12 protein-coding genes are annotated in these 11754 nt (G+C 39.7%); 7 read left to right on the top strand and 5 right to left on the bottom strand.

Annotation, left to right across the window (positions count from 1 at the left end):
• Positions 1–86: 86 nt before the first annotated feature.
• The 3 genes from E5A76_RS01135 to E5A76_RS01125 are packed head-to-tail and all read left to right on the top strand — an operon-like array spanning position 87 to position 2083.
• On the top strand, positions 87–686 hold the full coding sequence (locus tag E5A76_RS01135) for a LemA family protein (RefSeq protein ID WP_053989265.1): 600 nt from the start codon (positions 87–89) through the stop codon (positions 684–686).
• The gene (locus E5A76_RS01130; protein ID WP_161117858.1) at positions 686–1459 is read left to right on the top strand and encodes a TPM domain-containing protein; all 774 of its coding nucleotides are present in this window, start codon (positions 686–688) and stop codon (positions 1457–1459) included. The genes E5A76_RS01135 and E5A76_RS01130 overlap by 1 nt, the downstream gene beginning before the upstream one ends.
• Positions 1460–2083, top strand: coding sequence for a TPM domain-containing protein (locus tag E5A76_RS01125; protein WP_008989083.1), 624 nt, complete (start codon positions 1460–1462; stop codon positions 2081–2083).
• Positions 2084–2338: 255 nt separating this feature from the next.
• Here the strand turns inward: E5A76_RS01125 and E5A76_RS01120 are convergent, their stop codons facing one another.
• Positions 2339–3529 (bottom strand): restriction endonuclease PLD domain-containing protein, encoded by a 1191-nt coding sequence (locus tag E5A76_RS01120; protein WP_161117857.1) that lies wholly within the window; start codon positions 3527–3529, stop codon positions 2339–2341.
• A gap of 772 nt (positions 3530–4301) precedes the next feature.
• Between E5A76_RS01120 and E5A76_RS01115 the strand changes: the two genes are divergently transcribed.
• The gene (locus E5A76_RS01115; protein WP_161117856.1) at positions 4302–4892 is read left to right on the top strand and encodes a hypothetical protein; all 591 of its coding nucleotides are present in this window, start codon (positions 4302–4304) and stop codon (positions 4890–4892) included.
• A 323-nt stretch (positions 4893–5215) separates the two neighbouring features.
• Here E5A76_RS01115 and E5A76_RS01110 read toward each other — a convergent pair whose 3' ends face one another.
• Entirely contained in the window at positions 5216–5746 is a 531-nt protein-coding gene (locus E5A76_RS01110) for a hypothetical protein (RefSeq protein ID WP_161117855.1), read from the bottom strand.
• A 474-nt stretch (positions 5747–6220) separates the two neighbouring features.
• Between E5A76_RS01110 and E5A76_RS01105 the strand changes: the two genes are divergently transcribed.
• Positions 6221–8314 (top strand): S9 family peptidase, encoded by a 2094-nt coding sequence (locus E5A76_RS01105; RefSeq protein WP_392397288.1) that lies wholly within the window; start codon positions 6221–6223, stop codon positions 8312–8314.
• Positions 8315–8396: 82 nt separating this feature from the next.
• Here E5A76_RS01105 and E5A76_RS01100 read toward each other — a convergent pair whose 3' ends face one another.
• Positions 8397–8969 (bottom strand): MarR family winged helix-turn-helix transcriptional regulator, encoded by a 573-nt coding sequence (locus tag E5A76_RS01100; protein WP_161117853.1) that lies wholly within the window; start codon positions 8967–8969, stop codon positions 8397–8399.
• 101 nt (positions 8970–9070) lie between these two features.
• Here E5A76_RS01100 and E5A76_RS01095 point away from each other — a divergent pair, with 101 nt between their 5' ends.
• Complete coding sequence (locus E5A76_RS01095; RefSeq protein ID WP_392397289.1) at positions 9071–9826, top strand: hypothetical protein; 756 nt, start codon at positions 9071–9073, stop codon at positions 9824–9826.
• A gap of 72 nt (positions 9827–9898) precedes the next feature.
• On the opposite strand, the gene E5A76_RS01090 is transcribed toward E5A76_RS01095, so the two are convergent.
• Both E5A76_RS01090 and E5A76_RS01085 read right to left on the bottom strand, forming a co-directional pair.
• Entirely contained in the window at positions 9899–10249 is a 351-nt protein-coding gene (locus E5A76_RS01090) for a GlpM family protein (protein WP_053989274.1), read from the bottom strand.
• 108 nt (positions 10250–10357) lie between these two features.
• Positions 10358–10810: a DUF2867 domain-containing protein gene (locus E5A76_RS01085; RefSeq protein WP_262383618.1), complete on the bottom strand. Its 453-nt coding sequence runs from the start codon at positions 10808–10810 to the stop codon at positions 10358–10360.
• Between the two features lie 241 nt (positions 10811–11051).
• Here E5A76_RS01085 and E5A76_RS01080 point away from each other — a divergent pair, with 241 nt between their 5' ends.
• A complete protein-coding gene (locus tag E5A76_RS01080) occupies positions 11052–11432 on the top strand; it encodes an RnfABCDGE type electron transport complex subunit D (RefSeq protein WP_161117851.1) in 381 nt (126 codons plus the stop codon).
• Positions 11433–11754 lie beyond the last annotated feature (322 nt).

Genomic DNA, 11754 nt, shown 5'->3' with positions numbered 1-11754 from the left:
GTATAGAATAGTGCAATTTTGCATTGTTCAATTACCTATAAACAAAGCAAATATCACTGAAACAATACATAACATAAGGGATACTGATGTTTAAATTTCCAAACATGCTGAAATGGGTATTTAGCCTTGCTCTACTTCTTCAATTAACCGGTTGTGGTATCAACACCATCCCGACACTTGATGAGCAAGTAAACGCAGACTGGGCACAGGTAGAAAATAACTACCAACGTCGTGCAGATCTTATCCCTAACCTTGTTGCGACCGTAAAAGGTTATGCAAGCCATGAAAAAGACACATTAACGGCTGTGACTGAAGCGCGTTCAAAAGTCTCTTCTATGCAAGTCACACCAGAAACATTAAATAACCCAGAGGCATTTAAGAAGTTTGAAGCTGCCCAAGGTGAGCTAAGCAGTGCGCTTTCTCGTTTAATGGTAGTTTCAGAGCGCTACCCTGATCTAAAAGCAAACGAGCAATTCGTAGCACTACAAGCACAACTTGAAGGCACAGAAAACCGTATTGCTGTTGCGCGTCGTGACTACATCAACAGCGTAAAAGCATTCAATACTGAAATCCGTACCTTCCCTGGTCGTATTTGGCATTGGATCATGTACAGCGATCTAAAAGCGAAACCAAACTTCTCAGCAACAACACCCAATGCTGATGTTGCACCTAAGGTAGCCTTCTAATGATGAAAAAAGTCCTGTTATTTACCGGACTCTTGTTATTCATAAGCCATGCTAGCTTTGCTCAACCCGTGTTTCCTAAACTCACGGGTCGAGTGGTTGATGAAGCGCATATACTCAATGCCACACAAAAGCAGCAGCTAGAACAGCTGCTTGCTAATGAAGAGAAAACCTCATCAAACCAAGTAGTGGTGGTTACCGTGCCTTCAACTAATGGCGTCCCTATTGCTGACTACGGTTATCAACTGGGGCGTAAATGGGGGATTGGCACCAAGCAACATGACAATGGCGTGTTATTGATTGTTGCTTATAACGACAAGAAAATCCGAATTGAAGTCGGTTACGGTTTAGAAGGTGCATTGCCTGACGCAACCGCAATCAGCATCATTAACCATGAAATCAAACCTGAATTTAAAGCTGGTCGCTTTGCCCAAGGTATCGAAAAAGGCACATTAGCCATCATTGGTGCAATTAAAGGCGAATACAAACCCGTTATTCAAGAAGAGCAACCACCATACGATCTCTACTTGTTTATTCTGTTTGTGATTGTCATTCAAATCATTGCCTTTAGTCGACGTCGCAGTAACCGTTCACGCTATTACCGTCGTAATGGCGATGTCTTTAGTAGCGGTGGCTTTGGTTCATCAAATCGCTTCCCACACTCTGGTGGTAATGGCGGCTTTGGTGGCGGCGGTTTCGGTGGTGGAAGCGGCGGCGGTGGCTTTAGTGGTGGCGGTGGCGGCTTCGGTGGCGGCGGCGCATCAGGAGGATGGTAAGTGAAGCTATTTACAAATGAACAACTAGAAACAATTAGCCAAACCATTGGTGATATTGAGAAAACAACCGATGCCGAGTTAATGACCGTTGTGGCTACCCAAGCTGACGATTATTACTTTGTGCCGACGTTATGGGCAGCGATCATTGCATTGTTTATTCCTGCCCTACTCAACTTCACACCTTTTTGGTTAGAGCTAAACGATATTCTAATGTGTCAATTAGCTGGCTTTATCGTCTTTACTTTGCTATTTAGAATACCAGCGATTAAATACCGCCTAGTGCCAAAGTCCGTCAAACATCGTCGTGCGAGCTTAGTTGCAAGAGAGCAATTTCTTGCCAACGGCATTCACCGTACTAAGCAGCATTTAGGTGTGATGATCTTTGTTTGTGAAGCTGAGCATTATGTTGAAATCATCACTGATTACGGCATTAGTGAACACATTAGCGATGAAGCATGGAGCTCGATTGTCTCTGACTTTACTCATAATGTGCGTGATGGCAAAACTTACGAAGGCTTTCTGCAATGCTTAGAGCAATCGAGTAAGTTATTAGCGAATGCTTATCCACTTACAGAGGCTAAAAACGAATTACCTAACTGTTTAGTTGTCATTGGCGAAGCCTGATTTACACTTGCGATATAACAATAAAGGCGCTCATTGAGCGCCTTTTTCTTTGCCATGATTTGTGTGTACATGGGTATGTGGGATGTTTTTGGACATTTATTAGTTACAACGAAGAGTAAACCTCTACACTACGTATAACTTTGTAGGTCCCAAAATACAATCAACCACTACAAAAAGATCTCCTAAATCCAATATGAGCTCTGGCTTGTCTTTTCCTCACCTAACAAATTTATAGAACCCTCAACCTTGGGTATACTATGCAGAGCCTTCGTAAAATATTGCGTCAATCATCGCGACGCGGCCTTCCCAGGCTTGTCGCTCTTTTGTATCAGTAGGTCTAGGAGCTGACCACCAAACAGAGTCGAGAATACGTGCAATGATATTGGTCCAGTATGTATCAAATTTAACATTTTCAGGAATGCCAAAATCCTTGCATAGTTCGCTACGATTTTGGCTATCCAAACAGACGAAGTAATCAGGGCGCTTCATTGCTAGCAATCTGCTGGCTGTCGCGAGTCCAGCCCCGCCGTCAGGGAAAGCTAGTTTGAACCAATCTACAAATCTCTTGTAGTCTTCTTCGCCCACAGGTCCAGTTAAAGGGATCTGTTCGAGAGCTTCGGAAATAAACTCATTGTTAGTGTTAATTCTGTTTTTGAACTTACCAGCTCCGACCATACTGCCAAACCATTTCCAATTTACTTTTGAATCTGTTGTGATACCAGCAACCTGCTTTCTTTGAAGCTCAGTAAATTTATTAAAGGAATGATGTTCAGTGAAGTATTCATTTACAAGTCGTAGAACATCAAGACGTCCACTGAATGACCCCAAAGAGTCAGCACTAACTTTTCTATAGTAGTCTTCCCACTTAAGTGAAAATACTTCAGATTTTACGATGCTATCTTTACTCTGTTGTCCACCATAGCGACCTCCAAGACTGGAAAGCTTGGTTTTGTTCTTCTCCCAAATATTTCTATAATTGTCGAGCTCATACGAATTCATTGTTTTTGACTCGAGCCAATACATATCAATTGTATTTAGTAGGTCTTTGAGACTGCTTTCGGCCCCACGGTCATCGCTTCCAAAGTGAATAACGACTTCATGGTTTCTTTTTAATGCGGATAAAGTAAAGTTTGCACTGCCAACTAAGCATTCCCACTCGCGTTCATTATTCGTAAATAAATAAACCTTCGGGTGATAAATACCGTCAGATTTCAGAATGAACCTTACATTTTCGCTATCCATAAACTTTTCAATAAAGTTAGGATGTGTCTGGAAAAAGTGTGTTCCTACAACCATTTGTGCAATACGGTCTTGGTTTGCGGCTAGCTCACTCGATGCTTTGGAGCCCATTGAAGCCCAAGCAGTCGCAATATAATATTTACTGTATCGCTTCATCAATTTAACAAGTGTTTTGTCTATATCTGATGGTTTAGAGATTATTTTCATGGGAGGCCTGTATTTACAGTGGTATATCGAGGGTATCTTTAGGTAACGAATTATCACATAGTGTGTAGAGATTTACGCTCGGAATGTTATGAAGCTGTTTGCATTATCGTTCTAAAATGTTATTTTGTTAGGCTGTATGGATTGCGTTCCTATGAAAAGTTAGTGCATTCATTGCCATTTTAGCCGGAGAACAATAAAGATTGATCACACGCTGTACGTTTGTGGACCTCAATTTTTTGGACAACAAAGTGTCAGTGACTTTTCAGAATTATTAAATGGTGAGTTATCTTAGGTATAAGTCTCTATGTACATAATCAAATTCACCACACCATTTCAATTAGAGCCACAATTACTTCCCGAACCATTGACCAATATTCGCAAGTCGTTCGACTGAATCCATGCCAAACCAAACGCTAAAATCAATCATCGTGATCAGAATTATCGCTATAGCACATTTATTCATTGGGTCTTTCCTAATTTAAATAGCCGTTACAACACAAGCTAGAAAGTGCTGACTGCAACAGTTTATGGACAGAAATGAATTAGGGACTCTACTTTATTTGGGCTGGTAGCTATTAGGATAAATAAGGGGATGTTCGACTTATCAGCAGCAACATTAATGATATTTAGTTATATAAGGTGGCTTGGGCTTGTCCAACACTTCGGATAGGTGTCGGCTTCGCGACACATATTCTTATTTGTTAGTTTGCTTGCGTGCGCCAAAACATCATAATTGGTATGTTATACCAAATTTAAGATATCAGGAGTCATAATGGGAATTAATGAGTTCTTTGAAAAGATATTGGGACAAAAGTTACCAAACCAATACTCATGGGGTTGCTACGTGCCAGCTAGGAAAGCAATGTGCTGGACTGTTTGGCAAGAAGAAATTGAAGGCAACCGAGTAGAGGTTCATTCTGATGTCCCATATAGAACTAAAGCAGGTCACGTAAACCGTAACTGGACAAAAAGAAAAGAAGAGTTTGAACTAGTTCAAAGCGGCGTGCCTGCGTATGGCGTCATGATTTCTTGTGGTAAATCTTTCGATGCGGATTCATGGAATATCCAAGAGCTTAACTCACACGAAATATTTGAGCTTTCAGATCTTGAATTCAACGAGAGAACGAAGAAATGGACTATGGTTATTGACGTAAATAGTCCAATTGCTGTTGAAGAAATTAAATTTGATCAAAATAAAGCCATAAGCACTTTAGAAAAGCACACCAAGGCATTTAAAACATACGAAAAAGCTACTAAGTTGGGTTGGGAGTTGATCGGGCTTAATGAACAAACAGCATCCCTTTCTTTGAATAGTAAGCAAATGGATATCGTACTGTCAGATGGAAGTTACGTACGAAAATAATTTCAGGGCAACTTGCTTCAAAGTTGCCATTTCTCGCAAACTAATAGTATATTAATAAGCATTCTTACTTTTACGCAAAAATATACTTATAAAATATAGATGTTATACTCGATATAATCTTTAAATATTATGAACTTACTAGCACTTTCTTACACTCACCGATTTGAAAGAGGATGTGAAAAGTAAGAAATGTATTTAATCAGTCATATTAAATACAAATTGAAATATTAAATCGTATAATTTTCAATCGATTATGGTTTTACTAATGTTGCCTCAGCAAAGCCCCCTACCTTTACGCTCTATCCTTAATCCTCTTTTGAACCCTAGATCTTGTGAATAAAAGAATCGTTCTGATGGTAAATCGTATCCATTTTGCTTGCGTAGGTATTTAACATATCGACGGCTTCAGCAAAGTGATACTGCTCGCTGGCATGGTGTGGTAACTCGGTTTCATCAATCGTTAACTGTATGTCTTTCTGATACTGAGAGTGATATTCCACCTCTGTAGAAAGCTCAATGTTCACATTCGTATCAAAATAGGCGGTTTCTAAACGCATCTTTTCATGCGCTGGTAAGGTTTTATTGGCATCAACCACCATTTGCGCTAATTCTTGCTTCACATCTTTAGCTATTTGATCTGTGGCATCGGTGATCATCAAAATAGGTGTTTCATTATCGTCACCAGTGATCGTGACTGTGGTGGTGAGTTGCTCGTCATACACTTCCCCCAGCCGAACTTCCCCACTAGCGACATTGACGATATTTTGTGATGTGAGCAAATGGTAAAAAGACTGCCCACCAATAACGATAGCGCCTGTAATAATTCCTAAGGCTATAATCAATGCGTTCTTCATAAACATATCTACTATCAAAGAGTTATGTTTTTTATATTATGCTCGAACCAAAACCTTTTTGTGATTAATGTCACACTATTTTATTTTATCGCAGTAGCAATAGCTGACGTTTACAAATAAACAAACACTGTATTTTATAAATCACAATAAAACCAAACAGTTAAAGTAATTACTCTATATTTGAAAAATACAATTACATATCTCACTGTTTATAAAAGGGAAAAGAAATCCACACCAAAATTGAGCAGAATAAATCACCATGCTATTACTGGTAGGCATTGATATCTTCTGAATATGCCCCCAAATAATAAGCAATAAACGGGGTAAATAGAAAAGCAAATGGCGATCAAACATCGCTAACCATAAAACGCTTATACTCTGTATAAACAACGTGTTACGACGTGCGTTGGTTCCTATTTTTTCGTTTTCTTTGTTATATCCAATAACAAAGAAAATTCGTGGAAGGACATGACTGTGAATACAAAAACAACAAACGTGGCTCAAGATCTTCAAGCGCCGATTGCCAAGAAAATCCCCCACACAATGACCATCCATGATGATACTCGCATCGACAACTATTATTGGATGCGAGATGACAATCGTGCCGATCCTGAAATCATTGCACATCTTAACGCTGAAAATGCCTACACTGATGCCGTAATGGCACATACAGAAGCACTACAACAACAGCTATTTGAAGAAATTAAAGGTCGTATCGTTAAAGACGACAACTCAGTACCTGTAAAACAAGGGAACTACTTCTATTCCAGTGAAGTAACTGGTGATAACGAATATGCCGTATCTGTTCGTGCCGATGACTTTAACGGCACGAATAAAACAGTCTTACTCGATGTCAATGAACTCGCTAAAGGCCATGAGTATTATAACGTTTCTAGTATGAGCGTTAGCCAAGACGAGAATCTATTAGCTTATGGCGAAGATACGGTCAGTCGTCGTATTTACACCATTAAAGTGAAGAACCTAGCTACGGGTGAATATCTTGCCGATGAAATCACAGGCACCAGTGGTTCTATTGCATGGCAGAACGATAACCAAGCGTTCTACTACATCAAAAAAGATCCACAAACCCTATTAGGTTATCAGGTTTATCGCCACCAGCTAGGTACTAACCAAGCTGACGATACGCTTATTTTTGAAGAAACCGATCCGTCTTTCTACACCTCAATTGGTAAGAGTAAAGATAACGAATTGGTGTATATCTGGCACTCAAGCACCGAAACCAGTGCGGTATCAATCATTGACGCTAATGATCCAAATGCCACTGCAACGCCATTTTTAGAACGTGAAGAAGGCTTGGAATACAGCATTTCTAAATTGGGTCAGCAGTTTTACGTATTGACGAACTATGAAGCGGTTAACTTCCGTTTAATGAAAGTCGATGCTGATAAGCTGGGCGATAAAACAGAGTGGCAAGATGTGATTGCACCGCAAGAAGGTGTAATGCTGGAAGACTACGAGCTATTTGATAACTATCTTGTTTACCAACAACGTTCTAATGGCTTAACCCATATTACGGTTCGCCAGTTAGATACCAATGAAGAGCGTGAATTACGCTTTAATGATGAGGCTTTCACCGCTTTCTTCTATGGTAATAAAGAGTTAAATACCAATAAGCTACGTCTTTACTATTCAAGTATGACAACGCCAGCCTCTCACTACGATATCAACCTTGATAACAGTGAATTTGCGTTATTAAAGCAAGCTGAGGTGTTAGGTGGTTTTAACGCTGATAATTACCAATCTGAGCGTTTAATGATCCCTGCTCGTGACGGTAAATTAGTGCCTGTTTCTTTGGTTTACCGTAAAGACTTATTTAAAAAAGATGGCACCAATCCGCTATATCAATACGGTTATGGCTCCTATGGTTCAACTATTGATCCAAGCTTTTCATCATCACGTTTAAGCTTGCTTGATCGTGGTTTTGTTTACGCGATTGCTCATATCCGTGGTTCTGAAATGCTAGGTCGTCCTTGGTATGAGGATGGTAAAAAACTCACTAAGCAAAACACCTTTAATGATTTTATTGATGTGACCAAAGCCCTTGTTGAGCAAGGCTATGGCGCAAAAGATAAGATCTTCGCAGTTGGTGGCTCTGCAGGTGGTTTGTTAATGGGTGTGATTGCTAACCAAGCACCTGAATTATATTGCGGTATCGCAGCACAAGTGCCGTTTGTCGATGTGGTAACGACGATGCTTGATGAGTCTATCCCACTGACGACGAACGAGTACGATGAATGGGGTAACCCAAATCAAAAAGAGTATTACGAGTACATGCTGAGTTACTCTCCGTACGATAACGTTGGCGAGCACGACTATCCGCATATGTTAGTCACAACAGGTTTGCATGACTCACAAGTACAATACTTTGAGCCAATGAAATGGGTGGCTAAGCTACGTGAAATGAAAACAGACAATAATCGTTTGCTGTTTAAAACCGATATGGAAGCCGGTCACGGTGGTGCATCAGGTCGATTTAAAGCACTCCATGAAGATGCATTAGAATATGCTTTCTTTATCGATTTATTAAATGACAAAGCGGCTCAATAATTAGCATTATTTAGTCGAAATCAAGCCACAAGAAATAACAAAGCCAGCGAATATATGCTGGCTTTGTTTTGTCTAATTTTTGCTACTTACTGTGCTCAATACAGATCTTTTGAATATCTGTTTCGCTCAGTGCAAGTTGGGTTAAACCACACAAGTGCGTGCCATCTGTTAACGTTTGATTGTGCTTACAGGTTTTGCACACGCCAAAAGATTTACATTGGTTCTGCTGCTGCAAAGTTAATAACAGGCTTTCCAATTGCTGCTGTAATACATCCCCATCCAATCCATTTTGATTTAATGTTGCCTTTGCCCAGACATTTTTCAGCAATTGCGACGGCTGAGTTTTCGCTATTAATGCTTTGCCTTGCGCTGTCAGTGCAATATGGGTGATCCGCTTATCACTAGGATCTAGGGTTTTATTCACATAGCCTTTGCTCTCAAGCACTTTCAAACTTTGTGACACTGTCCCTTTTGTTAAACCTAAATACTCCGTCACTGCCTTTGGTGTATCGGAGAAACGATTACACATCGACAAATAATACAAAGCCTCTAGCTGAACGGGTTGTAGCCCATGTTCAACCAGACAGGCTCTCGTCTCGTTACGGATCAAATTTCCGATCCGCTCAAGTAACTGATGGATAACTGTTATATTCATAACTTAATAGTATCGACTCAAAACAATATTGACAAGCTGAATAATACTCTGCTAAACCTATTATAGTATCGAGTCGATACAATAATAGAGGATTTAGCATGATGACTATCAAAAATACGATGCCTACGCTTTTAGCCCACACCCTTTCAGCTGTATTGTTTTTTAGCGCATCAAGCGTAATGGCACACTCAAACGGCATTAAAGCGCAAGCAGGCAATGCTAAAGACGCAGCGTTTGACATCGTTCACGCTAAGATCACCACACAAGGCGATCTTGCCACTTTTCATATTGCGGTGTCAGGTAAAGCTGGAACAGTAAAACCCACAGCGACAGGGAAACTTGCAGGTAGCGATGTGTTCTCTTATGTTTGGCCTACCACATTAAACCCAGCTGAAGTCGGCTTTGAAAAAGATGCAGGTATTTTGGCACTGGCGGTTACTGCCCATCCTGATTTTGATGACACACCGCTTTATGATGAAAACGGTGATGGCGATAAAACCAATGATGGGAATGTTTGGCATAGCCACTGGGTTGTATTAAAGCCAAATGATAAGTGTGGTAAAGGCTCATTGGGCGTTGTTGACATCCCTAAAGGTGAAAAACCTAAACTGCCAAAAACATGGCCTGGCTTACCACTGCTGATCGACAGCCCTGACTTTACACCTACATTTAGTGGCGATAGCGTAAACGTCACGGTAAAACTCGACAATATTACTGCGTTGAAACTGGCTAAATTTGATGGTGTGACTTCTGGCTTACGTGTTAACGAAAGTGCCCATGCCCCACTACTGTGTGTGAAAGATGTGTTTGATGTTGCATCTGGTGATTTAAGCCTACCGGGGATCGTAAATAAATAGGTTAACTCGCATTACTATTATGGCGTGTTCAAGAGTGAATAAGCACTGAACACGCCATGCTTACTGTATCAATTAACTCAACACTGGACTGAACTTCGTCCATCCCACCAGCAGTAAACAAGCAAAGAACGCCCACACTAATGCTGCTAATGATAGCGTCCAAACTAGCTCATATTTATAACTAAAGTAATAAACAGCGATGAGGTATGCCGCATACGGAATTAACGAATAAAGCCCAAATAATGCCGTCACACGCAAATCTGCCATAGTACGTTCTGTACCAACAATATAGTGGGCAATTAGCGCAAAAGTGGGAAATAACGGCACTAAGCCTGAGATATAAAAGCTCTTACTTTTAGAAAGTAATGCAATGAGTAAAACAGCAAAAGCCCCTAACAAGCATTTGAAAAATAACGCTACCATCGATGATCTTCCTTTATCAGATCGCAGTGATCACTCCTTAGATGGCAGCAATTTACCTTAAAATTCTAAACAAGAGTTAATAGTAAAGTGTTACACCTTATTAACTATTTAAATACGCTTTGCACGCAATGCCTGAGCAATACAATACTTAGCTACCAGCTTATGAAAAGGCTTAATGAACGCCATGTATAAACGTCCAGATCGTGTTTTTAAGTTCACCAATGTTGAAACCGCATATTCTCTTTCAGAAAGCTTTAATACGGATAACCACATGTCCATATTTTTCTCATAAGCTGCTGCAACTACCTCTGTTTCCGATACCGATTCAAATACAAGAAAACCAGCTTGTTTACCTGTGGCTATTTGCTCTTTTGGTAACGACACTTCCGTTGCGCCTGAAGAAAAACCTAGCCACCCCATGATCTTATTTCTTATTTTCATTGCAATAATCACAGGCTTAGGTAAATGGGCAAAAATAGCATAATACACATCAATGGCATTTAAGTTTTGTTGACTAATATTGACGGAAAAAGAATCACGGATAATAGCAGCCTTTTTCATTGCCTGAGATCCCTGCTGAATTTGGAAAGGTGATTTCTTTGATCATTGTAAGCTCTCCCTGATAAACGTATCTCTACATTAACAAATATTCCATTTCCAGATACTTGGGATAAGTGGTGCGAACGCACATTCCTAAATGATATTTACAATTAATCTACATCATCGTTTCTACACTATTTCCACCTTGGCTCTTTTATCCTGCTCTCACACTACAGTAAATTGTTTTTATCAAAGGATAACTATGTCAAAACTAACTTTATCAAGGCTATTACTGATCATTGGCTCAATCTTTTTTCTTGGCAGTATGGGGCTAACGTTAAGCCATATCGGCGATCCCCATTACCAAACACACAGCTGGTATCACTTCTTTCGAGAAGCGAGCAGTAACTTGATTTTATTAGCGATGGTTTACCTGATTTACTTTGGCTCAGCATCATGGAGAACGCCAACATCATGGAAAATCTTATGTGTGATTTTTGCTGCTTTCTTTTTACCGTATTGGATTGGTGCACCTTTTAATGATGCATTGAGTGCGCCGCATTTTCGTGCGGTCTTAACGCATATATTACAAACAGGATTAATGTACAGCTCTCTTTTTATTGCATATTCAGAATTTAAATAGTTGAGTTTTTGATGATGAACTTTTAGGAGCAAAAATATTAACCTAATTTTCTAACGCTTTAACTCATTATATAGAAACATCCTGTTCATAAAAGCATATAAAGTGAAGCTGTCGTTGCCATTAATGAACAGGATTTCACCAATATTAAATAATAATTAAAAACAAAAATATTAAGCTGTAAATATCAATCACCTGTTCAGCTTTCATTAATTAAAACACTGTTTAATTTGGCTTTTAATATTTCATGGTTATTCCAAGGTCAGCTTTCATTAATTAAAACACTGTTTAATTTGGCTTTTAATATTTCATGGTTATTCCAAGG

The organism is Photobacterium lucens (genome assembly GCF_009873615.1).
In the GTDB taxonomy this organism is placed as follows: domain Bacteria; phylum Pseudomonadota; class Gammaproteobacteria; order Enterobacterales; family Vibrionaceae; genus Photobacterium; species Photobacterium lucens.
Note: the sequence above shows the minus strand (reverse complement) of the source record. Positions and strands in the feature narration are given on the sequence as shown.